The organism is Wolbachia endosymbiont (group A) of Nomada flava (assembly GCF_964027055.1).
Taxonomy (GTDB): Bacteria; Pseudomonadota; Alphaproteobacteria; order Rickettsiales; family Anaplasmataceae; genus Wolbachia; species Wolbachia pipientis.
In genome coordinates, this window is sequence record NZ_OZ034725.1 from 1,010,779 (window position 1) to 1,037,297 (window position 26,519).

Annotated in this window: 28 protein-coding genes, 1 tRNA gene and 4 pseudogenes; 17 read left to right on the forward strand and 16 right to left on the reverse strand. The window is 35.3% G+C overall.

The features are described 5' to 3' along the window. Positions 1-541: 541 nt before the first annotated feature. The 3 genes from AAGD70_RS05285 (at position 542) to AAGD70_RS05295 (ending at position 2,273) form a co-directional block, all read left to right on the forward strand. A complete protein-coding gene (locus AAGD70_RS05285; RefSeq protein ID WP_010962423.1) occupies positions 542-676 on the forward strand; it encodes a hypothetical protein in 135 nt (44 codons plus the stop codon). Between the two features lie 37 nt (positions 677-713). Next, complete coding sequence (locus AAGD70_RS05290; protein WP_006279667.1) at positions 714-1,892, forward strand: ribonuclease D; 1,179 nt, start codon at positions 714-716, stop codon at positions 1,890-1,892. 216 nt (positions 1,893-2,108) lie between these two features. Beyond that, entirely contained in the window at positions 2,109-2,273 is a 165-nt protein-coding gene (locus AAGD70_RS05295) for a hypothetical protein (protein WP_156517981.1), read from the forward strand. Between the two features lie 96 nt (positions 2,274-2,369). Here the strand turns inward: AAGD70_RS05295 and coaE are convergent, their stop codons facing one another. Beyond that, the gene (gene coaE / locus AAGD70_RS05300; RefSeq protein ID WP_065095029.1) at positions 2,370-2,957 is read right to left on the reverse strand and encodes a dephospho-CoA kinase; all 588 of its coding nucleotides are present in this window, start codon (positions 2,955-2,957) and stop codon (positions 2,370-2,372) included. Between the two features lie 166 nt (positions 2,958-3,123). Here coaE and AAGD70_RS05305 point away from each other — a divergent pair, with 166 nt between their 5' ends. Next, a complete protein-coding gene (locus AAGD70_RS05305; protein ID WP_065095028.1) occupies positions 3,124-4,527 on the forward strand; it encodes an NAD(P)H-dependent flavin oxidoreductase in 1,404 nt (467 codons plus the stop codon). A gap of 578 nt (positions 4,528-5,105) precedes the next feature. Here AAGD70_RS05305 and AAGD70_RS05310 read toward each other — a convergent pair. The 4 genes from AAGD70_RS05310 to AAGD70_RS05325 are packed head-to-tail and all read right to left on the reverse strand — an operon-like array spanning position 5,106 to position 6,156. After that, positions 5,106-5,270 (reverse strand): IS3 family transposase, encoded by a 165-nt coding sequence (locus tag AAGD70_RS05310; protein WP_010082072.1) that lies wholly within the window; start codon positions 5,268-5,270, stop codon positions 5,106-5,108. Then, positions 5,263-5,424 (reverse strand): DDE-type integrase/transposase/recombinase, encoded by a 162-nt coding sequence (locus tag AAGD70_RS05315; RefSeq protein ID WP_010082071.1) that lies wholly within the window; start codon positions 5,422-5,424, stop codon positions 5,263-5,265. Before AAGD70_RS05315 ends, AAGD70_RS05310 begins: the two co-directional genes overlap by 8 nt. 3 nt (positions 5,425-5,427) lie before the next feature. After that, positions 5,428-5,850, reverse strand: a complete 423-nt coding sequence (locus AAGD70_RS05320; protein ID WP_156518115.1) for an IS3 family transposase — start codon at positions 5,848-5,850, stop codon at positions 5,428-5,430. 21 nt (positions 5,851-5,871) lie between these two features. Next, on the reverse strand, positions 5,872-6,156 hold the full coding sequence (locus tag AAGD70_RS05325; RefSeq protein WP_038198869.1) for a transposase: 285 nt from the start codon (positions 6,154-6,156) through the stop codon (positions 5,872-5,874). A gap of 80 nt (positions 6,157-6,236) precedes the next feature. Between AAGD70_RS05325 and AAGD70_RS05330 the strand changes: the two are divergent. Next, positions 6,237-6,368 (forward strand): annotated as a pseudogene (locus tag AAGD70_RS05330) (transposase); the annotation flags it as partial. 45 nt (positions 6,369-6,413) lie between these two features. On the opposite strand, the gene AAGD70_RS05335 reads toward AAGD70_RS05330, so the two are convergent. Then, the gene (locus AAGD70_RS05335; RefSeq protein WP_065095128.1) at positions 6,414-7,586 is read right to left on the reverse strand and encodes a porin; all 1,173 of its coding nucleotides are present in this window, start codon (positions 7,584-7,586) and stop codon (positions 6,414-6,416) included. 62 nt (positions 7,587-7,648) lie between these two features. Then, complete coding sequence (locus tag AAGD70_RS05340) at positions 7,649-8,464, reverse strand: hypothetical protein (protein ID WP_065095129.1); 816 nt, start codon at positions 8,462-8,464, stop codon at positions 7,649-7,651. A 233-nt stretch (positions 8,465-8,697) separates the two neighbouring features. On the opposite strand from AAGD70_RS05340, the gene AAGD70_RS05345 reads away from it, so the two are divergent. Further along, on the forward strand, positions 8,698-9,483 hold the full coding sequence (locus tag AAGD70_RS05345; RefSeq protein WP_065095130.1) for an enoyl-ACP reductase: 786 nt from the start codon (positions 8,698-8,700) through the stop codon (positions 9,481-9,483). On the opposite strand, the gene secD is transcribed toward AAGD70_RS05345, so the two are convergent. Then, positions 9,480-10,988 (reverse strand): protein translocase subunit SecD, encoded by a 1,509-nt coding sequence (gene secD, locus AAGD70_RS05350; protein WP_065095131.1) that lies wholly within the window; start codon positions 10,986-10,988, stop codon positions 9,480-9,482. The two genes, AAGD70_RS05345 and secD, sit on opposite strands and share 4 nt — an antisense overlap. 291 nt (positions 10,989-11,279) lie before the next feature. On the opposite strand from secD, the pseudogene AAGD70_RS05355 reads away from it, so the two are divergent. Further along, a pseudogene (locus tag AAGD70_RS05355) lies at positions 11,280-12,104 on the forward strand (IS5-like element ISWpi1 family transposase). A gap of 42 nt (positions 12,105-12,146) precedes the next feature. Here the strand turns inward: AAGD70_RS05355 and AAGD70_RS07830 are convergent. The 6 genes and pseudogenes from AAGD70_RS07830 to guaB form a co-directional block, all read right to left on the reverse strand. Then, a complete protein-coding gene (locus AAGD70_RS07830) occupies positions 12,147-12,317 on the reverse strand; it encodes a DDE-type integrase/transposase/recombinase (RefSeq protein WP_082941434.1) in 171 nt (56 codons plus the stop codon). Positions 12,318-12,561: 244 nt separating this feature from the next. Next, positions 12,562-13,899 (reverse strand): annotated as a pseudogene (locus tag AAGD70_RS05360) (IS110 family transposase). 289 nt (positions 13,900-14,188) lie between these two features. Continuing rightward, on the reverse strand, positions 14,189-14,341 hold the full coding sequence (locus AAGD70_RS07835; protein WP_146038203.1) for an IS3 family transposase: 153 nt from the start codon (positions 14,339-14,341) through the stop codon (positions 14,189-14,191). 53 nt (positions 14,342-14,394) lie between these two features. Then, a complete protein-coding gene (locus AAGD70_RS05365) occupies positions 14,395-14,529 on the reverse strand; it encodes a hypothetical protein (RefSeq protein ID WP_259349141.1) in 135 nt (44 codons plus the stop codon). Then, the gene (locus AAGD70_RS05370; RefSeq protein WP_007548354.1) at positions 14,526-14,660 is read right to left on the reverse strand and encodes an IS3 family transposase; all 135 of its coding nucleotides are present in this window, start codon (positions 14,658-14,660) and stop codon (positions 14,526-14,528) included. Before AAGD70_RS05370 ends, AAGD70_RS05365 begins: the two co-directional genes overlap by 4 nt. A gap of 63 nt (positions 14,661-14,723) precedes the next feature. After that, on the reverse strand, positions 14,724-16,217 hold the full coding sequence (gene guaB, locus AAGD70_RS05375) for an IMP dehydrogenase (protein ID WP_065095043.1): 1,494 nt from the start codon (positions 16,215-16,217) through the stop codon (positions 14,724-14,726). Positions 16,218-16,445: 228 nt separating this feature from the next. On the opposite strand from guaB, the gene AAGD70_RS05380 reads away from it, so the two are divergent. Then, positions 16,446-16,583, forward strand: coding sequence for a hypothetical protein (locus tag AAGD70_RS05380; protein ID WP_156518046.1), 138 nt, complete (start codon positions 16,446-16,448; stop codon positions 16,581-16,583). 192 nt (positions 16,584-16,775) lie between these two features. Here AAGD70_RS05380 and rsmA read toward each other — a convergent pair whose 3' ends face one another. Further along, positions 16,776-17,588: a 16S rRNA (adenine(1518)-N(6)/adenine(1519)-N(6))-dimethyltransferase RsmA gene (gene rsmA, locus AAGD70_RS05385; protein WP_065095044.1), complete on the reverse strand. Its 813-nt coding sequence runs from the start codon at positions 17,586-17,588 to the stop codon at positions 16,776-16,778. A 78-nt stretch (positions 17,589-17,666) separates the two neighbouring features. On the opposite strand from rsmA, the gene AAGD70_RS05390 reads away from it, so the two are divergent. Both AAGD70_RS05390 and AAGD70_RS05395 read left to right on the forward strand, forming a co-directional pair. After that, a tRNA-Thr gene (locus AAGD70_RS05390) sits at positions 17,667-17,739 on the forward strand. Positions 17,740-17,763: 24 nt separating this feature from the next. Beyond that, positions 17,764-18,492: a triosephosphate isomerase gene (locus AAGD70_RS05395; RefSeq protein ID WP_065095042.1), complete on the forward strand. Its 729-nt coding sequence runs from the start codon at positions 17,764-17,766 to the stop codon at positions 18,490-18,492. A gap of 82 nt (positions 18,493-18,574) precedes the next feature. Here the strand turns inward: AAGD70_RS05395 and dprA are convergent, their stop codons facing one another. Beyond that, the gene (gene dprA, locus AAGD70_RS05400) at positions 18,575-19,663 is read right to left on the reverse strand and encodes a DNA-processing protein DprA (RefSeq protein WP_065095041.1); all 1,089 of its coding nucleotides are present in this window, start codon (positions 19,661-19,663) and stop codon (positions 18,575-18,577) included. Positions 19,664-19,724: 61 nt separating this feature from the next. Here dprA and AAGD70_RS05405 point away from each other — a divergent pair, with 61 nt between their 5' ends. The 7 genes and pseudogenes from AAGD70_RS05405 (at position 19,725) to AAGD70_RS05435 (ending at position 26,519) form a co-directional block, all read left to right on the forward strand. Next, the gene (locus AAGD70_RS05405; RefSeq protein ID WP_063630600.1) at positions 19,725-20,099 is read left to right on the forward strand and encodes a ferredoxin family protein; all 375 of its coding nucleotides are present in this window, start codon (positions 19,725-19,727) and stop codon (positions 20,097-20,099) included. A gap of 536 nt (positions 20,100-20,635) precedes the next feature. Further along, positions 20,636-21,589 carry a D-alanine--D-alanine ligase gene (locus AAGD70_RS05410; protein ID WP_065095040.1) on the forward strand — a complete coding sequence of 318 codons (954 nt, stop codon included), beginning with the start codon at positions 20,636-20,638 and terminating at the stop codon, positions 21,587-21,589. Further along, positions 21,570-22,328, forward strand: a complete 759-nt coding sequence (locus AAGD70_RS05415) for a cell division protein FtsQ/DivIB (protein WP_006280710.1) — start codon at positions 21,570-21,572, stop codon at positions 22,326-22,328. The genes AAGD70_RS05410 and AAGD70_RS05415 overlap by 20 nt, the downstream gene beginning before the upstream one ends. Before the next feature lie 917 nt (positions 22,329-23,245). Continuing rightward, entirely contained in the window at positions 23,246-24,352 is a 1,107-nt protein-coding gene (locus AAGD70_RS05420; RefSeq protein ID WP_065095446.1) for a D-alanyl-D-alanine carboxypeptidase family protein, read from the forward strand. A 117-nt stretch (positions 24,353-24,469) separates the two neighbouring features. Beyond that, a complete protein-coding gene (locus AAGD70_RS05425) occupies positions 24,470-24,766 on the forward strand; it encodes a DMT family transporter (protein WP_245611106.1) in 297 nt (98 codons plus the stop codon). A 15-nt stretch (positions 24,767-24,781) separates the two neighbouring features. Continuing rightward, on the forward strand, positions 24,782-25,126 hold the full coding sequence (locus tag AAGD70_RS05430) for a DMT family transporter (protein ID WP_006279756.1): 345 nt from the start codon (positions 24,782-24,784) through the stop codon (positions 25,124-25,126). 266 nt (positions 25,127-25,392) lie between these two features. Then, positions 25,393-26,519, forward strand: a pseudogene (locus AAGD70_RS05435) (IS4 family transposase).

Genomic DNA, 26,519 nt, shown 5'->3' on the forward strand with positions numbered 1-26,519 from the left:
AAGGTAAGGATTACTTAATGTATCGGCGTCTTATGTTCAATTTTTTGCAGTACATAGATACTGTATGTCTTTACAAAACTTCATCTACATCTAGATTTTTATCTAAATAAGCTGAACGCGCTTATAAAGCGTTACAAGACATCAAAAAATGCCAATACTCGACAGAGATAGTAAAAGACTAGCTAACTCGGGGGTTCTTTGTCTTTTTTTCTGCTTAGTAAATTTCTTAAATATTTGCAGCGTAAGTTAGTTGCAATTAAAAGCAGCTTAATCTTGCTTGTCAAGCGTTTAAAACATAAAAAACGCCAATATTTTAAAGCGGATAATAACCCCAGGGCTTCTTTTGCCTTTTTTTTTATTTGGTAAATTTCTTAATATTTATAGCTAAACGACAATCGTCATCCCGCAGCGGGATCTAGAGATACCGCGGCGGTATGACGTAGGACTGCTGTCATCCCAGTCTGGGATCTATTTTGCATGTAACTCCAATTGTGTTTTGGCATAAAACGCGACGCGTATTAGACTTATTTGCAAGCAAAGCTTGCTAGATCCAAGTAGTCAGGGCACTGGGATGACAGGAGAAGGAAGCACTGGGATTGGGATGGAAAAGGCTATTTGTGTGATGCCAATGAGTGATAGAAAGTTCTGCAAGAAGTCATTAATTGCAAAAATTTAATATAAGTGGTAAAGTAGAACCACTGAATAAAAAACATATGTTAATTAATACAACGTCGGAGCTGGAGGACATATGTGAGGGGTTGATAGCAAAAAAGCCAAAATTTATAGCAGTTGACACGGAGTTCATTAGAAATAATTTAATCTACTACCCAAAATTATCGTTAATTCAAATTTCTTACGGAGAGAAGAGTTTTATTGTAGACGCATTAGTGCCAGAAATTGATTTATCATTCATTAAGAAAATAATGCTAAATCAGGGGATAACCAAAGTGTTTCATAGCTGCCGGCAGGATATAGAATCCTTACTCACTGTGTTTAAATGTATTCCCACTCCCATTTTTGATACCCAAGTTGCTGCTATGTTTTGTCATTATTATCATGACTTTATTGGTTACTCAAAAGTAGTGGAGCAATATCAAGGAATAGCACTGGATAAAATTAAAGCTAAAAATTCAGATTGGTTAAGGCGTCCGTTGTCCGAAGATCAGTTAGATTATGCAGTAAACGACGTGGTACACCTATATGACCTATACCAAATATTGTGCAATAAACTTGAAGAAAATAATAGGATGGGTTGGTTTCAAGAAGAGATGGAATCAATAGTTGATATAAATAAGTATTTACATAGCCCAAAAGATGCATGGAAGAGGATTAAATTTAATTATGAAGTAAATCCAAGATTGATACTAACTGTTAAAGCAGTTAGTGAGTGGCAAGAAACCTTAGCACAGCGCTATAATATGAACCGTAATAAAATAATCAATAATGCTGTAATAGCTGATTTTATTGAAAAAAATGTAGAGCATGTTGATGAGATTTTAGATGATCTCAAGAGGAATACAAAAAATATAAAAGATGCGGATTTACTAGAGTTTGTGAATATTTTTAATGAAAATGAGAGAAATTGGATGCAGCAAAACAACACCTTATCGAGTAATTATGACAAATCTGTACTTGATATACTCTCAATTATTTTAGATAGTAAATGTAAAGAAAGTAACATATCAAGGAAATTAGTTTCTTCAAAAGATGAGTTAACCGGGTCAATATCTGGACAGACAGATAAATTATTCAAGGGATGGAGATATGATTTTTTTGGCAGGTCAGTTGAATCATTTTTGAACACAAGCTCAAAATTTGAGATTTCAGCAGTGAAATCCGCAAATAATATAACCAAAATTCAGAGTAATTTAGTGGAGAATAACTGTTGCTAAAGTAACTTAGATTTATCGACAATCGTCATCCCGCTACGTGTTAGTGGCTAAGAGATACCGCAGCGGTATGACGGTTAAGTAGGGTGTCATCCCAGTGCCTTGACTACTTCGATCCAGGAAAATTGATTGTAAACGAGCAAACATTTTCGATAAAATTACCAAAAAGCTAGATCCCAGTGTCTGGGCACTGGGATGACACCATAGGGGGCTACTTGGATGACAGGAGAAGGAGGCTACTTAGAGGACCAAAAAAGGATGTCATTCCAGTGCTTGACACTGGAATCCAGTTTTCCATATAATCTCATCGAAAGCATTATAACCACTTTCCGTGCTAGTTTACAAGCAAACTTTCCTGGATCCCAGTGTCAAGCACTGGGATGACACCATTATAGAGTGAACCAGTGTCAACTTAGGATGACACCCTGACAACCGTCATCCCGCTGCTTGTTAACGGCCAAGTGACGGTATGACGTAAAGCTACGTGTTTAGGTTTAATGAATCCACTATTTTTTTTACTTGAGAAAAAACATACTCTTTGCTTACACTGGTATCGATAATAAAGTCACTCATCTTCCTTTTCTCCTCAATAGATAACTGAACATTGAAGATTAAATTTAGCTTTTCTTTATCTATGTTGCGTTCGTTAAGTCTTTGAGCTTGCACAACGCTATCTGCATGGACGAAAACAATAAGGTTGCAATATAAATAAAATTTTGTTTCTAATAGAAGCGGCACATCTAAAACTAAAAGCTTTCTATCGATCTTTTTTTCCTTAGCAATAAAAAATTCTAATTCACGCAGCACAGCAGAGTGAACCAAAGATTGAAATTGTTTCCAGTTTTCATCGTAGGCTAAGAAATATTTAGACAGTACTGTTCTATCTATTTCACCATTTGCCACCACTCCAGGAAAATTTTTCTCTGCATAACTTATTATGCTTTTATCCACTCTATAAAGTTGGTGTACAACAGAATCAGCATCAAATACAGCAGCACCAAACTCTTGAAAGCAATTAGTTACAAAGCTCTTTCCTACCCCAATTCCGCCTGTTAGACCTATAATCATATAGCAAAATGCATTAACTTCTTTTGAAACTATATTTACAGTAGCTGCTGTGTCTACTAAAAACCCAAATTTGGCTATGCAGAGGCTCTGATGATACAAGAAAAAATAAACAGCTATCATTTTTTTAGTAATTAAGTAAAATAGAGTGAAAGATTGCGAGGAAGTTTTGAAAAATAAGATAAAAAAGATAGTAATTTCAGGAAAGGAAGTGTGGCCAATCATCGAAGGTGGTAAAGGCATTGCAATTAGTGATGGAAGGTCAAGCGGAGCATTTGCTGCAGCAGATGCTGTGGGTACGTTCTCTGGTGCAAATGCTAAGCTTATTGATGATAATGGTGAGTTAGTGCCGCTGATTTACAAAGGCAAAACAAGAAATGAAAAACACAGTGAATTGATTGAGTATAGTATTAAAGCTGGAATTAGTCAGGCAAGAATAGCAAATGAAATATCAAAAGGCCGTGGAAGAGTACATATGAATGTGCTTTGGGAAATGGGGGCAGCAGAACGCGTGCTTCATGGCATATTAGAAAAAGCAAAAGGCTTAGTTCATGGTATTACCTGCGGTGCTGGTATGCCTTATAGGCTTGGAGAAATTGCAGCTAAATATCAGGTTTATTATTACCCTATTATCTCATCGGTGCGTGCTTTTAAAGCATTATGGAAACGTACTTACCAAAAAATATCTTCCTATTTGCTTGGTGGAGTAGTGTATGAAGATCCATGGCTTGCTGGAGGGCACAATGGACTCAGTAACAGTGAAGACCCAGAGCTACCACAGGCTCCATTTGAAAGAGTTGCAGAGCTTAGATCTTTCATGAACGAGATCGGTCTTTCAGAAACACCAATTGTTATGGCAGGAGGAGTGTGGCATTTGAAAGATTGGGAACATTGGTTTGACAATCTGCAAATTGGACCAATAGCTTTTCAGTTTGGCACTCGTCCACTTTTGACGAAAGAAAGCCCAATTTCTGCAGAGTGGAAAAAGAAGCTACTCACTTTAGAAGAAGGTGATGTATTTTTAAATAAATTCAGTCCAACAGGGTTTTACTCATCTGCAGTAAAAAATAACTTCATACGTGAGTTGCAGGAACGGAATTCACGTCAAATAAAGTTTTCAGAAAATGCTAGCGAAGAATTTAATAATGAATTTGCAATGGGTAGCAGAGGTAGAAAGATCTACCTTACTGCAAAAGACAAAGAACTGGCAAATACATGGACTAAAGCAGGGTACACAGAAGCAATGAAAACCCCAGATTCAACTGTTATTTTTGTGACGCCAGATAAATTTAAACAAATAAGAGAAGATCAAATCAATTGTATGGGATGTTTGAGCCATTGTTTATTTAGCAATTGGAAAGATCATGGTGACCATTCAACAGGACGAAAGCCAGATCCGCGTAGTTTTTGCATACAAAAAACACTGCAAAACGTTATACACGATGGTGATATTGAGAACGAACTCATGTTTTCCGGGCACAATGTGTACAAATTTAAGCAAGATCCATTTTATGAGAATGGCTACGTACCGGCAGTAAAAGAACTGGTGGAAAGGATATTGACTGGGTATTGAGTCAGCAGTGGCCTGAAAAGTCCATTTTTCACTTTATAAAATGTTTATATTTTACTACCTACTTTATTTGAATAAGTTCTTCTGCCACACTTGAACGAATATCAAAAAAGATTGAATATTTGTGTGTATAATTATTAATCTTTTCTCAGTATTTTTACTATGGCTTTATCTAAGTTTCTCGACCCTAAGCTGGATTTAACCTTCAAAAAAATATGTAGGGTCGAGAACTGGCGCGCCTACTTTAGGGTTTGGTGGCTGATCCATTGTTTTCACAATAGGCCTCAATCCAAATTCCCATGTTAACGTTTCCAGCTCCCGCCTCGTCAAACGCAGCATCCGCACTACGCTTTCCTAGCAGATTCTTTACCAAAGTTTATAACATATTGTGCTGGTGATGCTTTCGGTTTGTAATACCTTATTCTGTAGTCTAAATATAGACCCAGCGTTTTGTATATCCATTCGCTACTCCACTTCTTCCAACCAAACCCTTTCTGACCTTACCCAGAAAAAGTGGAGAGAAAGTTTTGAATGTTTTTTACAAAAAGAATGATGCATCAAATTGTTCTGGAATGCAATAGTTAATAGTGACGTTGTTTGTTATAAAAAATTTCTATGTATTCAAATATTGCAGTTCTAGTTTGTTGAGCAGAGTGTTGTGAAGTATCAATAAGTATTTCTCTTTTCAATGAGCTAAAGAAGCTTTCTGCAACAGAATTGTCGTAACAACAGCCTTTATTACTCATCTATATTCTTTACAGCTAAGAGATATTGATACCCTTGCGCAGTATATTGTGAACCTTGGTCACTGTGCAGCAGTAGATTTTTAACAGGTTTACGCCTATTAATGGCCATTAATAAAGAGTTCATAACCAATTGTTTATTTATTGCACTACTCATTAACTACCATACGTGAGAATTATTGCTGCCAAATATAGCCATCCCTCCTTGGTTTTGATGTAAGTAATCCCATACTTTATTTGGTTGATCAACAATAAAGTTTTGATCTAGTATATTGGGAGCTACAGCTCTATTATCTGTTTGTTGTTTTTTAATTTTAAACTTTCTTCTCAGTATAGCCCTGATGTCATTTTTCTGCATAATACTTTGCACCGTTTTCAAATTGCAACTTTTACCCAAAGCCTTCAATTCAGCATGAATTTTAGGAGCTCCATATCTACATTTAGAAACTTGATATATTTTTTGAATAGCTGCGAGTAGCTCTTTATTTGCTGATTCTCTACTGCTTATTTTTCTTGTGGTCCACTTATAGTAGCCACTAGCAGAAAATCCTACATAATTCCTGTACTTTATAGCAGTTACTATGCTCTTTTATAAAAAAATATTTTACTCTTTTTGACTGGCCAGGGCTTTTTTTAAAATGTCTCTTTCTCTTGTTACTTTTGCTAACTCTTTCTGTAAATCAAATCTCTCTTTGTCATAAGGTGCTACATCTGGAAATGCATTTGCCGCTGACTTTTTTTCGTTATATTTCTTCATCCATTTTCCTAATACACTATCCCTTATTCCTAGATCTCTTGCTACTTTTGCAACTGGTTGACCTACCTTTCTTTGTTCATTTGCCAGCTTAACAGCTTCCAATTTGAATTCTGCCGTATATTCTCTTGCCATTTCTAATCCTCCAAAATTTTATTTTACCCGAAAAAACTCCTTTCTTTCTCTCCACTTTTTCTGGGTAAGGTCAAAAACTTGATGATGCTAAAAAGGAAGGAAAAATTGAAGTTGCAAAAACAATGCTGGCTAATAATGTTGATGTCACCACTATTATTAAGTTTACTGGCCTCTCCATGAGTGAGATTGAAAAATTAAGTGGAAATCTGTGAACGGTTACCTTGGATGACAGAAAAGAGTGTTGGAAGGAGGCAATATTAAAAACTTAATTTCAGTCCAGCCAAGAACACATAACCAGAGTTGTTATTTTCTATTTTAGGCTCTTTTGTACTAAACTTTACAATATCGAAATAGTATGAAGTACCTAAAAAAAGAGAATTTTCAAGACTTAAAGCATATGATGTTAACTCGTTTGTACCTTCGCCTGCAATATCCCTACCACTACTAAAATATGTTAAGCTCGATTTATAAGAATCAGAACGGTAAGCGATACCTGCATTCATATAATACGTATTATTTGTTTCAGGATTACGCTTCTCACCAGATTTACCACCATTACCATACGAAAAAATGCAATCAAGATCGAACAATTTTAGCTTCAAACCAAAATTCCAGTGTAGTAATTGATTGCGGCATTCATAATTTTTAGAAGTCCCATCTGAGCAATCAGTTAAATTTTCTCTTGCAAATTCACCAGTTAAGGCAGTAGTAAAACCTATATCATCTGACAAGCTGTTTTTATAGGAAAGGCCAGCAGCAATTAGATTGCTATATTGTAAGTTATTTTTTCCTGGGACGTAACTGAACCCGAGTTGAAAGTTATAGATTTTAGGGGAGATGTAGTTAATTGATGATTGTTTTAACCCTAGTTCGAGTCCATTATACTCACTGTAAATGTTGGGTTTTACCCAAAATACCTTGTCTTTATCATATCCAGGGTCACCATCTTTTTTAGGATCACCGCGCAAATTTGCATAGTTTGCCCAGCAACCATTTACTCCTCCAGCAGCTGCATAAATTTTTGAAGTGTTAATTAACATGCTCTGACCAACTAAACTTCTTTTACCATATTCAATTGATCCAAGTTCCTGGTTTTTTATGATAAAATACCATTCCTCCATGTCTAACTTTTCTATGTCTAACGCTTTTAGGTTTGCAATACCAGAAACCCCTGCCTTAACATTAACCCCCATTTGAGTATTTGGATAAACTTGCTGTAAATAAAGAAAGCGCAAGTATGAATAACTTGAAGTTTTATCCTTAGGCTTAGCATTGAAAGAATCTCTGTTGAAGGCGTAGCCGAATCTCAAATCTATTTTTCCGTCTAGTTCTGCATAAAATATTTCCTTATCCAAAATTGTTTTAGAGCTAGCACTATTCTGCAAAAACAATGATGAAAGCAGTGCTACCAGGTAGTACTTTAACTTCATAAATAAACTTAAATCTTTATAAAAATTTAAGTTTAAACTCAATATAAATAAAAAACAACTTTTCAGAAGGCACCGCTGGTAGATTTTGCTGCCTGTTTTTGAGCTATATTCCCATAAATTATTGATACACTTGGTAATTTTTGCATTAATAACTGCTTATTAATGGCAGAATGTATACGATTAATTATTTTAGATGTACTTTTTACATCGCAGTTAATCAAAACAAAAAGCACTTTATTCTCATCAATATACCCTAGAAAATCATCACTACGGCAATTTTTATAAAAATGTTCTATGATAACTTTCAGTGCATTATTTGTCTCACTACAGCTACTATTTAAGCCAATCACTCCTATAGCTGCATTAATTTGATGTTGAAAGGCAAAATTTAATATAACGTATAACTCTAGAATAGTGGACTCATTGCCCGGTATATCGAATAAGTCATGGTTTTTATATTTTTTACCCATTAGATATTTATCTCTAAAGATTCCTAGTTTATGGGACAAACTGATATCACGTATTAATAGCTCATAATTTATTTTATTACTGGCAAATTGTGCAGTGCGGAAAACTTTTACTTTTGTCCTGATATCTTCTCCTTTAGCATCAGTTAAGGAAAAATCTATCACTTTAGGTAATATATCAAGTAAATCGTGCCCATTTTCGGTATACTCTAAATAATTCTTCATGTCGTCAGCTGCTCTTGCACTTAAAATATTGATTAACGGCTTATTAAGTAAATTCCCTTCCTCGTATTTTAACAAATTCCTTGCAGCTTGATTGAGCCCTAAAATTAACACGTTTTTTTTCTTATTATCCTGACAAACAGATACCACAGCATCATCTTTTCTTCTTGCAGTTATGAAATCATCCATACTTTCATTCTATACAGCGTATTTATAAGTATAATAAGATTATATTAAGATTTACTTACTTATTAATATGCTTAATTAGGTATAGGTAAAATGTCATATGGGATGGCTTTGTTGTAGAAGAATCAAGATTACTGTTTATAGACTTCAAGTTACTGCAAAAAATGTTTTAAAACATAGTGATATCTTGACTTTGCCTAGTTAATATTCCAAATTATAAAAAAACAGATAGTTCTATGACGACAAGTCTATTACAAGGCAAAAAGGGATTAATAACCGGAATAATAAATAAGAGATCAATAGCATACGGTATAGCAAAAACTCTCTCAGAGCATGGAGCAGAACTTGCAATCACCTACCAGAATGAAATAATAAAAGAAAAACTATCACCAATAGCAGATGAACTAAATGTGGAGCTAATATTACACTGCGACGTTTCAAATGAAAAAATCATAGATAACGCTTTCGAAATAATAGAGAAAAAATGTGGTACTCTTGACTTTTTGGTGCATGCAATAGCATTCTCCGATAAAAATGAGTTAGATGGTAAATATGTCAATACTTCACTGGATAACTTCCTCAATGCAATGCATATATCGTGCTATTCTTTTACTGCTTTAGCGCAAAGGGCTGAAAAAATGATGTCAAATGGTGGTAGTTTACTTACTTTATCTTATTATGGCGCTGAAAAAGTTATGCCAAATTATAACGTTATGGGTTTATGTAAAGCAGCACTTGAAGCAAGTGTAAAATATATAGCATGTGATCTCGGGCCACAAAATATCAGAGTAAATGCAATTTCCGCTGGTCCAATCAGAACTTTAGCATCTTCTGGAATAAGCGATTTTCACTCCATATCAGAATGGAATAGAAATAATTCTCCGCTCAGACGCAATGTTACAATAGAGGATGTTGGCAAGGCAGCGTTATACTTATTAAGCGACTTAAGTAGTGGCACTACTGGAGAAATTTTGCACGTTGATTCAGGATATAACGTTGTGGGAATGAAGGTAGTTGACTAACAAAGCACTAGTTCCTTCGGGTTCATACACAACTCTATCAGGAGTTTTGTGACTGTGATTGCAGAAAACATCGAACATAAAATTCCTATTGATAGAGTGACAGAAAAGCCTCTTATTGCTCCACTGCCAATAATGAACATTATTCCTGCAGCAATTAATGTAGTGATATTTGAATCCAGTATTGTCTTTATAGCGTTTTTAAACCCTTCTTCAATAGCACGTTCCACTCTCTTGCCAGATTTGATTTCCTCACGAATTCGCTCAAATATTAAAACATTTGCATCCACCGCCATACCAACAGTAAGTGCAATACCGGCAATTCCAGGTAAAGTTAGAGTTGCTTCAAGCAGAGTGAGAATTGATAATATAAGAACTACATTAGAAAAAAGTGCAACAGAGGCCAATACACCTAATTTGCCGTAAGTGATGATTATAAATAAAGCCACGGCTATAATAGAGATTGTTGCTGCCATTTCCCCTGCCTTTATTGATTCTTCTCCAAGACTTGGGCCAATGTTTTTTTCTTCAATTATTTTAAGTGGTGCTGGCAGTGCTCCAGATTTTAAAAGTATTGCAAGTTCGCTTGCTTGTTTTTCAGTGAAATTACCGCTAATTTCTCCCTCTCCATTTAAAATTGGCTCACGTATTGTAGGTACTGTTAAGACTGTGTTATCCAGAACAATTGCAAAAGGTTTTCCCACATTTTCTTTAGTGATTTTTGCGAATCTTTTACTCGCTATGCTGTCAAATTTAAAATGCACTGTTGGTTTACCTAAGTGACCAAATCTAACTGATGCGTTAACCAGCGAATCACCACCTATTTCAGTTTTGCGGAATATTGGATAAGAATTACCTAAAGAATCCTTGAGCATGACAGTGGTTTCATGGTCTATATCCTGCACCTTGGCTATGTTAGTGTTTGCCAAATGAAAAGCTAGCTTAGCAGTTTTGCCAAGCAGAGATTTTATCTGCTTGGTATCTTCTACTCCAGGCACCTGCACTAATATTTTATTCTGCCCTTGTTTTTGAACGCTGACTTCCTTTGTGCCAAGTTTGTCCAAACGGCGCTGGACATTGTTTATTGATTCTGCAGCTACTTCACTGATCAAAGAATTTTTATAATGGGGTTTATACGAAATGAGAATCGAAGAATCTTTTCTATTTAGCTCTAAATTTGGATTTATCGCATTAATCAACACAGATGCTTTTTTATAATCATCAATATTATTTAAAGTTATAACGCTATTTTGTACGTTAGATTCAATATTTTTTGTTAGCAATGTCTCTTTTATTTCGTTAGCTAGCATGCTTAGCTTTTCCTTAAAATAGAAGTCTAAGTCTATGTTTAAAAGCAAAGATGCCCCTCCTTTCAGGTCAAGGCCTAAGTTTATTCTTTTTTTCGAAATAAAAAGCTTATTATCAAAGAAATTTGGCAGTGTTATGTATAAAGCAAATAAACAGATGCATAATACTGAAAAAGATTTGACTATAAGTCTGTTATACATAAGTTGTAGGTTTAAAATTGTAATAATTGATTGTAAGTTAAAAATAGATTTTTGTAAAATTCTCTATTTGACCTTACCCAGAAAAAGTAGAGAGAAAGTTAAGACGTTTTTATCATGAGAATAAATTGTGCAGGAATGCAATAGTTAATAGTAGAATGTCTACGTTATTTGTTATAAAAGATTTCTATGTATTCAAATATGGCAGTTCTGGTTTGTTGAGCAAGAAGTATCAGAGGTTGTCCGGAAACAAGTAAAAGGCTATAATATCTGAAATTTTAGTACGGGGTAAAGATGAGAAAAAAGTATCCAACAGATCTAAGCGAAAGGGAATGGGCAAGAATAGAAAAACACTTCAGAGTATCATACAAGAAAGGAGGAAGGCCGCCAAAGTATAGCAAAAGAGAAATATTAGAAGCAATTTTCTATGTATTGCGTACAGGGTGTCAATGGCGGTATTTACCAAATGATTTTCCGCTATGGAAGACTGTGTATGAGCAGTTCAGGCAATGGAAGAAGCAGGGAATTTTTGAGAAAATGAATTATGAAATATAGTAGAAGAAAAATAGGAAGGAATGAGCAGCCGAGTGCCTGTATAGTAGATAGTCAATCTGTAAAGACTACAGAAAAGGGGGGATCAAAGGCTATGATGGAAGTAAAAAAGTAAAGGGTAGAAAAAGGCATATAATTACAGACACTCAGGGTTTTATACTAGGTTGTTACGTAGGCGCTGCTAACGAAAATGATAGAGATGGTATTAAAATAGCATTAAACAATATGAGAACAAAATATACTAAAGTTAAAAAAATGTGGGCTGACATGGGATACCAAGGAAGAAATTTAAAGAATCACATAAAGGAAGAATATGACATAGATATTGAAATTGTTAAAAGGCCTCCATGTAGATTTTGGGTGCACAAAGATACGCCACCTGAGCTACTACCAACAAGAGAACAAGGGTTTAAAGTACAGCCAAGAAGATGGGTTGTAGAAAGGACTTTTGCTTGGGTTAATAGGAATAGAAGGCTATCGAAGGAGTATGATTTACTCACAACATCCACTGAGAATTTCATATACCTAGCTATGAGTAGGGTTATGTTAAAGAGGGAATATGCTTGAATTTACTTGTTTCCGGACAACCTCTCAATAAGCAGCTCCCTTTTAAGTGAACTTTTCTGCAACAGAGTTATCGTAACAACAGCCCTTATGGCTTATGCTGGAAATGATGTTTTTTGTATTCAATAGAAATTGGTAATTTTGAGAGGTATACTCTGACCCTTGATCGCTATGTAACAGCAGATTTTTATCGGGTTTGCGTTTATCAACGGCCATCAATAAAGAATCTATAACTAATTATCATGTTACTCATTAACCACCATGCGTGAATATAGGTCAATTATTGCCGCCAACAACCTTCTTTAGTTTTTATGTAGGTAATCCCAAACTTTATTTGGCTGATCAGTAGTAAAATTTTGATCCAATATGTTCGGAGCCACAACTCGGTTGCTTATTTGCTGTTTTTTATTTTTGAACCTTCGTCTAAACTTGGCTTTAATGCCATTTTCTCCTAAGAAACTCACTCAACTAACTCTTCTTGTTGAACTAATATGTAGCCAAATTCGCTCGCTTTTTTGATCAAATTTTTTACAGTTCTATCTTTATAGCGTGTTTCATAGTATTCCATTCCTTTTTCTACATATTCCTGTCCGTATTTGAGCATACTATAAAATATGCATGCCATTTTTCTTGCAGTAGCTGTTATTGCTTTTGGTGCTCCTAGTCGTTTTTTCAATCTTCTGTAGTATGCACCCAATGCACTTTTACTATTTCCTACAGAATGAGCAGCTATTCGCAAAGCATTTGCAGCACGGTTAATGACTTTACGTGTTCTTGTGTTAAACACTTTTTCCCCTGTAACTTTATTAGCAGGACTGAGTCCCAACCACGATGAAAAGTGCTTTTCTGTTGGCCATTTACTATGGTTTATACCAACTTCTGAAATTATGGTTTGTATACTTAATACATCAAATCCAGGAATTTTAGTGAAATCCATACCAGTTATTCGGTGCAGTTCCTCATACAAAGCAAAGCTTGGCTTACTTTTGCTATTTTTATTCTTTTGCTTACTTAGCTGTTTGCTTTCACAAGACTTTGTTTCAAACGTTTTATAATAGGCTTCAATATTTCTATCACATTCTGCTATTTTTTCTTGATAAATATTATATAGTTCAAATTCTTACTTTAGCGTGAATAAGTGTTCCTCTCTATAGTCACCAGCTAACGCTTTTGCAATAGTAGACTGATCATTTTTCATTCGCACGTCCCTGAATTCTGCCAATTTTTCAGAATCTCTTTCGCCCTCAATTATAGCTTCAATGATTTTCATACCAGTTATCCCAGTAATATGACTAATAACCTTGTGTAATTGTATATTCATTTGAATTAATGCCTTCTGCATACGCAGAATATGTGTAGATGCACTTTCAGTGAGATTTTTGCGTTGCCGCACGTAACTGCGCAATACACACATCTGATTATCTGGCCTAAACGATCCATGAAGCAGTCCGTAGCTAAGCAGTTGTTGGAGCCATTGGCAATCTTGAACGTCAGACTTCCTACCAGGTACATTCTTTACATGCCGTGCATTTACCAATCTTACCTCGAATTTGTATGACTCAAGTATTTGAAATAAAGGAATCCAATATACTCCTGTTGATTCCATAGCTACTGTTGTAACTTTACACTTTTTCAACCACTGTGCTAAGTTATGAAGGTCTTCAGTAAAGCAGCCAAATTTCTGAACGCGTTGTTCATCTCTTCCTTCAGGTACACACACATAGTGTACAGCTGAACCAATGTCTATTCCTGCTGCATTAGGATTCACTATTTCTAATTTACTTTTTGCTTTTTTCATGGTAACTCCTACATATAATTTGTAATAGGGAAACGCTTCAGCTTGGAACGGTTGATAGTACAATCTCCTAACCGAGGTAGTCTAAATGACTCCATCAATGATTTGACCGTTCCTTCCAAAACCATGCTTGCATACGGGCACTTAGGCACCATTGAAAATGTCGGTCATAACTGCAAAGGCGCTCCCTGTACAACTATACTTGAAAACTACTAAAAACTTAAATTTGTGTGTTTCTTTCTGATTTGACAGATTTCGTCTGTTCGATGCTTGCATAACACTTTGTACTGTTTTAATTTTTGCCTAAAGCTTTTAATTCAGCGTGAATTTTAGGGGCTCCATATCTGCATTTAGAAGCTTGATGTATTTTTTGAATATCTGCTAGAAGCCCTTCTTTTGCTAATTCTTTACTGCTTTTTTCCTTAGCAACCCATACCACCAGCACAAAACCCTACATAGTTCCTGTGTTTTATAGCAATTTCTATATAAAAGAATACTTTACTCTTTTTCTTTGCCCAGGGCTTTTTTTAAAATGTCTCTTTCTCTTGTTAGTTCTTTTTTTAGATCAAATCTTTCTTTGTCATAAGGAGCCTTTGCCTGGAAATGCGTATGCTCCAGACATTTTTCCATCATATTTTCTTACTTAACATACTGCCATCTATACCTAGATCTTTTGCTATTTTTGTACTTGCTTGACCTGTTTCTTTAACCAGCTTAACAGCTTCTAATTTGAATTCTGCTGTATATTCTCTTCTATTTGTCATATTTTGAAAAAACGTTTTATTTTACTCCAAAAACGTCTTAACTTTCTCTCTACTTTTTCTGGACTACTCCGAATCGGTTGACAAATTGGACGTTTGATAAGCATAATTTGGAGCTTCTTGTGTAATGACTATATCATGAGCGTGACTCTCTCTTAATCCTGATGCAGTAATAGTAACAAATTTACAATTTTTTTTCATCTCTTCTATATTCCTATTACCAGTATACCCCATTGCAGCTTGCAATCCGCCAATCAATTGATGGATTACTCCTGAAGCTGGACCTTTGAATGGAACTCTTCCTTCCACTCCTTGTGGAACTAATTTGAGTTTTGAATCTTTATCTTGAAAATAACGGCTAGCTGAACCTCGTTTCATTGCACTAATAGATCCCATTCCTCGATAGCCTTTATATGCTCTGCCCTTATACATAATAATCTCACCTGGGCTTTCGTCAGTGCCAGCAAAAATCGAACCAATCATCACAGAGTCAGCACCAGCTGCAATAGCTTTTGCAACATCTCCTGAGTATTTTACCCCACCATCAGCAATTAGTCTGACGTTTCTTGCTCTACACGCCTCTGCAACATTCTTGATTGCAGAGAATTGTGGCACACCAACACCTGTAACTATTCTGGTTGTACAGATTGATCCTGGTCCTATTCCAACCTTCACTGCATCAACACCCGCATCAATCAACGCTTCAGCAGCCTCCTTTGTTGCAATGTTTCCGCCAATTAATTGCGTATTAGGATACATCTTTTTTATTTCCCTAATGGTATTGATAACGTTTTCGGAATGACCGTGAGCAGTATCCACAACAACTACATCAACTTCTTCTCCGATCAAAGCTTCACATCTGTCTATACCATCTTTTTTACCAGTGCCAATTGCAGCGGCAACTCTGAGACGCCCTTTACTGTCTTTACATGAATTTGGGTATCTATTGTATTTTTCAATGTCTTTAACCGTAATTAAACCTATACAACAAGAATTTTCATCTACGACCAAAAGCTTTTCTATTCTATTTTCATGCAACAATTTCATTGCTGAGGCACTATTCACTCCCTGCTCCCGCACTGTCACTAACTTATCTTTTGTCATCACTTCGGAAACTTTTACATTCATGTTCTGGTCTTCAATAAATCTCACATCTCGGTTAGTTAAAATTCCAACTAACTTGCGTTGATCGACTACAGGAATGCCAGAATAATTGTGCTCTCTCATTAATGAAATTGCTTCCGCAACTGTTTTATCCGGTGAAATCGTAATTGGGTTATACACGATCCAACTTTCATATTTTTTCACCCTTCTTACTTCTAAAACTTGTTCATCTATTGATAAATTCTTATGTATGCAACCTATCCCTCCATGTTGGGCAATAGCTATTGCAAAGCCCGATTCAGTAACAGTATCCATTGCAGAGGATATGAGAGGGATATTTAGTTCTATACTATTTGTTAAATAAGTTTTTGTATCTGCATCGCAAGGCAATATATTAGAATAGGCTGGCAAAAGAAGTATATCGTCAAACGAATAACAAGCTTCCATTTTTTTCATAGGCTTTATTTAAAGCTTATACGCCAATTAATTAAATTGCAATAGGCAAAATTAGCTAGGAGCCTTTAATTGTATAGCTCTAACTGTTTTTAGGAGATAGAAAAGCTATATGGTTGCTAATACATTTTATTGCAGAATAAGCATTCTATAGCTAACCCAAGAAAGGTTTCCCTACGTCATACCACGATTCATTCGCGGTATCTCTAGATCCCGCTAACAAGCAGCGGGATGACGGTTCTTCAAATCGTTAAGGTGTCATCCAAGCCTCCTATGATGTCATTCCAGTGTCCCTATGATGTCATCCCAGTGCCCAGACACTGGGATCCAGGAATTTTATTAAGTATAAAAGTAGCCGTTTTATGTTAAAATACAACGTTTTAATGATTATGAAAAAGCTGGATTCCAGACTGGAATGACATCGTTTACTATGTGCCATATTGCAATGTTCGTACAGTAAGTCATAGGATGACAGAAGCGGAGCTATAGAAGCTGGTGTAGCTCTGTCGTATAGCTCTCACTGTTTTTAGGGGATAGAAGAGATACCAGAATATATAGCTGCTAATACATTTTATTGCAAAATAAGCATTCTACATTATTTGCCAGCAAACAAAACTGCTCAATAGTTAAGTTTTCTGGGCGTTCGTTTCCACTCAATTTAGCGTTTTCAAAGATGATTTCAGGGCGGTTCGTTATATTTTGCAAGCTATTTCTCAGCATCTTTCTTCTTTGAGAAAAAACAGCACGTGTTAATCTTGTTAAGGTTTCCAAATTTACTGCAAATTTTGGGATAGGCAAAGGATTTACTGTAATTACTGAAGAATGTATTTTTGGTCTTGGAAAAAACTCTTTAGGTTCAATATCAAATTCCTTTTTTATATCACATAGTAACTGGCTTAGCACTGATAAGGAACCATAATCTTTAGAATTGGGTCTTGCCGTAATGCGATCTGCTACCTCTTTTTGAAACATTAATGTCAAGTTCGTAAAAAATTTTATATTATTTAACCACTTTAAAAATAACACTACCGAGATATTGTAAGGCAAGTTAGCAATAACTTTAACTGGGCGCTCTATCAGCTCTTCTTCTGTAACATGCAGTGCATCTGCTTCTATAATTCTATACTTTCCTTGATGCTCATTTAGCAGTTGGTCATGGTGTTTTACTAAATCTCTATCTTTTTCTATAGAAAGTAGAGACTTTGGATTATGCACCAATATTTCTCTTGTTAATGCACCATATCCAGGACCAATTTCAATGACATTAAAATTTTCCAGACTACCAGCTAAAGCGACGATTTTTTTTGTTATCTCACTCGATAAAATAAAATTTTGCCCTAGACTCTTTTTTGGCTTCAGTAAAAATTTTTTCATATTATTTTCATTATACAGTATTTTAAAAATTAGTTGACTAAAATTCATTGATAATTGTATATTATTAATGTGTTTAACGCCGGCTTAGCTCAATTGGTAGAGCAACTGACTTGTAATCAGTAGGTTGTCAGTTCAAGTCCGACAGCCGGCACTCTCACTCATATAAGTAAAGTTGATGTCCTTTTTAATAGTAGCAAATTGGAAAATGAATGGAATGCGTTCTTCATTTGTTGACTTTATAGGCAAACTTAACGACAAGAGCAACGAAATTACCTCTAAATTAGTAATTTGCCCTCCTTTTACGTCATTTCCAAGCAGTATAGAGTTGAACAATAATATTAATATAGGAGCACAGAATTGCCATCATAAAAAGTTCGGTTCTTACACAGGTGAAATTAGCGCAGAAATGTTAAAAGAACTAGGGTGTACTTACGTAATACTTGGGCATTCTGAAAGGGCCAATGAAAAAGATAGTGAAATAAAACTTAAGTCAGAAATAGCAATAGAATCAGGCTTACACCCAATTATCTGTGTAGGTGAAAATTCAGAAGATTATAAGAATGAAAAAACAAAAGAAGTAATAGAATATCAATGCAAAAACCGCTTGCCAACACACGGTGAATATACCGTAGCATATGAGCCAATATGGGCAATAGGCACAGGTCATGTGCCAAATAATGATACAATTGCTGAGGTGATAGAGGTAATAAAATTGTGTACTAGTAAAAAACACATTATATATGGTGGTTCAGTCAGTTCAGAAAATATAGAAAATTTGTTAAATATTTCAAATTTATCAGGAGTTTTAATTGGCAGTGCAAGCTTAGATTTCGATCACTTTTATAAAATCATACAACAGGTTGAAAAAAAGTTTTCTCTTATCAATTCTAAAATCAGTAACTAAGAATCCTATGACAAATGGCATCATTTCAGTATCAAGTATATATCTGTACGAGCATCTAGTAAAACGACATAGCTAAAGTAATCTAGAAAATTAACGATATTTTATTCCCCGGTGAACGCTCTATTTTGTTTTCCAACTCTAGTTCCAAAAGAGCCATTAGAGCTATGTTGGTAGAAAGTCCGCTTGCTAATATAAGTTCATCTATATCAACAGGTACAGAGTTAATATGATCAACTATAACAGATTTTGCCTGTTGTAATTTTTCTTGTTTTTGGTTAACAAAATGGTGCTCAACATCAAATAGGTTTTTTTGCTGCGGAGGTAAACTAAACCTAATACTCTCTATTATGTCATCAGCGGATTCGATAAGCTTAGCACCGTTTTTAATTAAATAATTACTACCACTACAGCGTGAATCTAAAGGGAAACCAGAAACTGCAAACACCTCTCTCCCTTGATTTAAAGCAAAATCTGCTGTTATTAGAGAGCCAGAACGTTTCGATGCTTCAATCACTGCAACACCCAGCGATAGGCCAGATATAATTCGATTCCTTTGAGGAAAATATTGAGGCTTTGGTTTAGTAGCAAATGGAAGCTCAGTAATTACTAAACCACCATTCCCAGTGATTTTTTTGTATAGATCAAAATTCTCTTTTGGATACACCACATCAATTCCGCTTGCTGTAACAGCAATAGTGGGATGATTTTTGTATATTACACTGTTTGCTGCAGTATCGATTCCTTTTGCAAGTCCAGAAACGATAATAAAACCAGCTTCGCTTAAATCAAGTGCCAACTTATTGGCAAAATTTCTTCCATTCATCGAAGAGTTACGCCCACCGATTATTGCAATTATCTCACGGCTTAATAATGATATATCACCAAACGCAGTTATTACAGGAGGACAATTAGAGATATTTCTTAAAAGATCAGGGTAATCTGGGTCACATGCAGGTATAATTTTAGCTCCAATTCTTTCTGCATTATTGATTTCTTCTCGTGCATCTTGAATGCCATACACCTTATTATTAGCCACCCTATTGAGATATTTCAACACCTCATCTAGCGATCCATGTGTTCTTAGTATACTAAAAAACTTTATTGGTCCTATAGTTCTAGCCAAGCTTAACCATACTTCTAATTCTTTGTTGTTCAATTTATTTATCTTCATAAAAGGCTTGAATTTCTTATCAATTTAGTGTACCCAAGATAATGCAAATATACAGTGTTTTATGACGCATTTTGTTACAGATAAATGCATAAAATGTAAATATACGGACTGTGTGGAAGTATGTCCCGTTGACTGCTTCTATGAAGGTAAAAACATGCTCGTGATTAATCCAGATGAATGTATTGATTGCGGAGTGTGCATACCTGAGTGTCCGGTGGATGCAATTGTAACTGATGATTCCATAAAAGATATTTTAGAACTAGATGAAGAGTTGCTGAGCAGCGAACAAAAAACTTTCAAGTCATTTTACAACATAAACGTAGAATACTCACAAAAATGGCCAAATATCACAGCTAAAAAACAACCTCTCTATACTGCAGAAGAGTATAAGGAAAAAAAGGATAAAACAACTTATTTTGATGAAAATTTAGAATAATATTAACAAAGAAAAAGATCAGACTCCTTGCATAACCATATGAAAAACTAGCAACTCACTCTTCTTTGTCATTCCAGCGCGTGACGCACAATCGTACGAACATTGCAATTTGCAGGTGGCAGATGGTGTCATGCAAGTAGCTGACACTGGTTTCCATCCAAAAGGGCAGTGCCTCTATGATGTCATCCCAGTGGCCTCTATGATGTCATCCGAGTAGCCTTCTATGATGTCATCCCAGTCCCTGACACTGGGATCCAGAAAAAAGAATGGTGTCATTCCAGTGCCCAGACACTGGAATCCAGACTTTCCGTAAAAACGTTATATTTTAACATAACACTTTATATGCTCACCAACTTAGTGCTAATCAAAATCCTGGATCCAAGTAGTCAGGGCACTGGGATGACACCATTTGTTGTATCTTAACAAAACAAACGTTCGTACAGTTGTGCATAGGATAGAGCTATAGAATTTTTCAAAGCGTTTTTTCTATTGAAGATAAGAGCATCTTTTATATATGCTATGTAGTAAAACATAGAATGCCCATGATTCCAACTATAGCAATTTTAAGTGGTGGATTTTCTTGTGAGAGAGAAGTGTCGCTTATGAGCGGAAAAGCAGTAAAGAAAGCGCTCGATAGCCTTTCATATAATGCAATAGAAATAGATGTTGACAGCAACGTTGCTGAAAAGCTTAGAAAAATTAATCCTGAGCTTGCTTTTATTGCTCTGCATGGACCTTATGGTGAAGATGGCTGCATTCAAGGTTTATTGGAGATTTTAGGTATAAAATATACACACTCAGGAGTTATGGCTTCTGCTGTTGCTATGAATAAAGTGATGTCAAAGCATATATTTCGGTCCCTTAGTATTGATACTCCAAAAGGTTATGTAATTAGCCGAGAAGATGTACTAAAAAATAATATTAAAATCGATTATCCGTACGTCTTAAAACCAATTAATGAAGGTTCAAGTATTGGAGTGTACATAATTTTCTCGCACGAGGATTACTTAGAACTGAAAGATAATAGTTCTACTATAATGGAAAAGATGATCGTAGAAGAATACATACCGGGCATAGAGTTACATACTGCTGTATTGCTGGATGAAGCAATTGGCACTATAGAAGTACGACCAAAAAATAAATTCTATGATTATGAAGCAAAGTATACAGATGGATTTGCAGAACATATATTTCCTGCTGAAATTCCTAACAATATATATAAAATGACCTTGGAACACGCACTGAAAGTTCATCAATTTTTAGGATGCAAAACTATTTCCCGCTCAGATTTCCGTTATAATCCCAAAAATAACACTTTAAAAATGCTTGAGATTAATACACATCCTGGCTTTACTGAGTTATCGTTAGTGCCAGAAATTGCAAAATTGGCAAAAGGAATCAATTTTAATGAATTAGTTAAAATTATTATTGAAGATAGTTTGCAGCACAAAAATATTAGGGATTTAAGTCATGTTGAGCAGTATTACTAGAAGCCAAAGGAGTTTTTTGCGTAAGTGTGCCTTGGTTATTATCACAGCACTTTTTCTTACGCTAATACTTTACAGCTCACTTGATAAAATAATAAATCGATTTAATTACTACTTTACTTGGTATAATGACTGCCTATCTAGTTTATTACTCAGTAGTGGATTTTCAATCGACGAAGTAGTCGTGAGCGGCAATAAATTTACAAACAAAAAGGATATTCTAAGTTTGACAGATAGAACGCAACCTATCCTGTATATATCACTTTCAAAACTTGCCGGTAACATACAATCCGTAAGCAGGTGGATAAAACACGTAAGAGTTCACAGAATTTTGCCCAATACTCTACACATTAATATAGATGAGCATAAACCGTTTGCTCTCTGGAAAGATAATAACAAAACCTCGGTAATTGATTTTGAAGGTAAAGTGATCGTAGATGACTATCTAGTAGATGATCTTGTTGTAATTACAGGACAAAACTCGTTATCAAACCTAGAATTTGTTAGAGATGTGTTGGAGAGTAAAACTCAATTAAGAGACCACATTTCTTCTTTTGCTTATATAGGGAATAGAAGATGGAATATCATACTTGATAACGATTCCACAGTAAAACTGCCTGAAGATAACCCTTATAGTGCATGGGACTATTTAAACCACTTACACAATACAACTGATTTTACTTTCAGCGATTGGAGTATTATTGATATGCGTATTACTGATAAAATCTTTGTGAAGAGGTGATCTGCTGTCATCCAAGCAGCGGGATACTTAACCGTCATACCGCGATTCATTCGCGGTATTCAGCCGTTAACAAGCAGCGGAATGACAGCAATCCTACGTCATACCGCGATTCATTCACGGTATCTCTTGGCATAGATCCCGCTAACACGTAGCGGGATGACGGTTGTCAGGCTAGCTGTCATCCCAGTAGCCTCCTTCTCCTGTCATCCCAGTGCCCTCTACCTTGTCATCCCAGTGCCCAGACACTGGGATCCAGGAAAAAGAATGGTGTCATGAAAGTAGCTGACACTGATTCCTTTATGATGGTGTCATCCCAGTGTCAAGCACTGGGATGACACCCTACTAGCGGAAGTTACTCTCAAATGTTTGTTCATGTTAGCTATAAATATTAAGAAATTTACCAAATGAAAAAAAAGGCAAAAGAAGCCCCGTGGTTGGCTAATTACTTACATTATACTTTCAAGTATGGCGTTTTTTTATTCTAAACGCTTAATAACCGCGATTTAGCTGCTTTTTAATACAACTAACCTTTAGTCATAAATGTTTAAGAAATTTACTAAACAGAAAAAAAGGCAAAAGAAACCCTAGGGTAGCTAGTTATTCACTATCCATTTTTTAAGTTGGCGTTTTTTTATGTTTTAAATGCTTTATAAGCGCATTTTAGCTTATATTAGGTAAAAACCTAGAAATTTTATAAAGACATAAGGTGCACATAGTGCAAAAAATTAAACATGAGACGCCAGATACGTGAGTTTTTTTGTCATTTAATCTGTACAGAGAAGATAAATAAATAGCTTCAGTTTCATGATAAGGGGGCTGGCGGAGTTTGTCAAGGAATTTTTATGCAAGAGATCTATTGAAATGCCCCTGTAAAATCATACTATTAATTAGTGCACTGTAAATTTAAAATTATAAATATGTTAAGCAGATTGGTAATTTTGCTATTAGTTTTTATACTTCCTTTTTCTTCATACTCATACCAGTTTAGAACCAAAGCAAAGCAAGCAGTAGTCTTAGATTTAGCTTCAGACTCGTTCATTTTTGACCATAATTCCGATGAAAAAATGGCCCCATCTTCAATGAGCAAGTTAATGACTTTATACATAACCTTCGATTATCTAAAAGCTGGAATAATACACATGGAGGATAAATTTCGAGTAAGTAGAAAAGCGTGGGAAAGGAGAGGCTCTTCTATGTTTTTGAAAGAAGGTCAATCCGTTACGGTGAGGGAATTACTTGAAGGAATTACAATAGTCTCAGGCAATGATGCCTGCATAACACTAGCCGAGGGCATTGCAGGATCAGAAGAGAATTTTGTGGCTGAAATGAATGAAGTTGCACAAAATTTGAATCTGAATGACAGTCATTTTGTCAACTCAAGCGGGTGGCCAGATGAAGATCATTTTATGAACGCAAAAGACTTGGTAATGCTGGCAAAAAGGATTTTCACCGATTTTCCTGAATATTATGATTTATTTTCCGAACAATATTTGACATATAATGAAATTGTACAAAAGAATAAAAATCTTCTACTTTTTCACGATATTGGGGTTGATGGCTTAAAAACCGGTTATACAAATGCTGGTGGTTACGGCATTGTAGCATCTGCAAAACGAAATGATAGGAGAATTTTTGCTGTCGTAAATGGTTTAAACACTGAGAAAGAGCGAATAGAAGAAGCAAAAAGATTGATACAATACTCCTTAAATCATTTTAACACTAAGAAAATATTCGTTAAAGACAGCGTAGTTGAGGAAGTAAATGTTCTCTATGGAAAAGATAGAAAAGTGCCTATTACAGTTACAAACGATGTTACCATAACTTACAACCGCAAATTGCATGACCAAATTAAGGTGCGTATTGAATATAAAGATATGATACCTGCACCCATTAAAAAAGGTCAAGAAGTGGGCAAAGTTTTTGTAGAAATACCAGGTATTGAGCAACAAACTACACCACTTTATGCAGCAAATGACGTGCAGGAATTGAATTTCGTAGAAAAGTTTTTTAGGATGTTATTTTAAGTTTGATATTAAAGCAATTTCGAAAGAGAGATTTATTGCACTTTAGTGTAGTTTTAACTAACAATTTCTGTTACAATACAAGATTGAAATGTTACGAAAATGTGCTGGTTATATTTGTTGCTGTCTAGTATCCTAGAGATACTGTGGGCTGTAACGCTAAAGTTTAGTAACAGTTTTACTAAGGTTGTGCCTTCGATTGCAACATTGGTAATTATGATCATTAGCATTTATTTTTTATCTCTTGCAGCATGCTTTCTACCTATTAGAGTATGCTATGCAGTTTCCTCTGGAATATGCACAATTGGAATAACTATAATTGGTGCAACCACTTTCACAGAGAATATTAATTTATCTCAAGTTTTATGTATCGTTTTAATTGTAATAGGAACCATAGGGCTAAAGCTCTCTATTTAAACCTAAAGTTTATGCATGAATTGGATATATTTACTCTTATCGTCACTAATTGAAGTGTTCTGGGTCATAACACTTAAGCATAGTTATGGATTTACTCATCTCGTACCATCAATAATTAGCATACTCTCCATGGCTCTTAGTACATATTTACTTTCGCTCGCTACACGTTCTATACCTATCGGAGTATGCTATGCAATTTGGACTGGAGTGGGCGCTATAGGAGCTTCGATACTTGGAGTTTACCTATTTGATGAACCAGTTAATTTATTCGAAGTAATATGCTTTATTTTAGTTACATTCGGGATTATAGGATTAAAATTGTTTGATACTGCAAAACAAACTGTTGATAAAATGGAATAAAAGATCCCACTGGGATGAAAGAAGCAGATACTCCATATTGTCATGCAAATTGGAATCCAGACTTTTTTCTATACAGCATGGTGAAGACGGGAAACCGTAACCGTTCAGACAATGGCGTCAACTTAAGGAAAAATATCAGCGATAGTGTATAAAATTTCTCTCTAAATTTTTTATCATTAAATTATCCAAAGAGTGCAAGGGACAGCACTTTTGTTTCTATTTTATTGCAACAAAAAAGTTTAAAATGTGTCTTTTTTAGGTGAGGCATGCAAAAAGGAAAAGATCTTATCTTACAAATTAAAAATGCAATATACTCGAAAACTTTTCAGAAAATCCATTGTGTTGAGTTTTACACGAACAAGAAAACTTCCTTTTTCGACAGTATTTTCTATGATTTTAAAGTTAGTTAAAAAAAGTTTGGGAATAGAATGTGAACTTATGGAGCCATTGACATGTACCCTCAAAGCAAGCTTTTTCTAAAGCAAGGTATAAGATTTGCCATACAGGCTTTCAAGAATTTAAGCATCCAAACAGCCTATCAGGATGAACCTGAGTTGGAGAGGCTATAGACTTATTGCAGCAGATGGTTCTGGTACCCAGCTCTGGGGAAATTGTATCCGAGTTTGAACCAAATGGAACAACAGGCACCATTGGCAATTTGTTTGTTGATTTGTGTACTTCGCTGATTTGTAGTGCTCGTCTTGCAGCTTGGAATATAGGTGAACAAACGTTGGCGGCAGAGCAATTACCCGAAGTTATCACTCAAATGCGTTTATTAAATCAAGAGAAATTATTATTTATCTATGATCGTCTTCAGTAAAATTCATTCAGCAGCATTATGATTTGGAAGTAGATTTTATTTTTCGCTTGCAAAAAAGAAATTATAGTAAGCTATGGGAACGCTGGCGAATTAGATTTTGATTTTATATTAGAAAATGAAAAGCTAAAAAATAAAATGAAAGGACAGAAAGTAAGAGTTATAGTGCTGACATTAGCCAACTGAGAAACAGAGCTTTTGACCGAGACTTTGGAGCAAAGCTGATGTGTTAAGGTGGCACATAGAGGAAACGACTCAAAGTAGGAGCAGAGTTAGAGAATTTTTCTGGAGAGGCTGTATACAAGAATTTTGGGCAAACTTGGTCATGTGCAATATATTATCGCTTCATATGTGTGATGCACAAGGGCCTTGGAACCCAGATCAAATTACTGAGTATCGTTTAAATTTTTCAGTTTTATTTGGTGTAATGAGGCAGAAACTCTATCAGGTACTTATTGCGCCAAAAAACTTTCAAGCCCTTTTTAAGTATACGCGCTAAAGTTAAGATCCGACCAGGACAGCCGCAATAAAGTAGATAAGCCTAAACGCCATCATGTCTTTAGGAGGGTTTGCTAA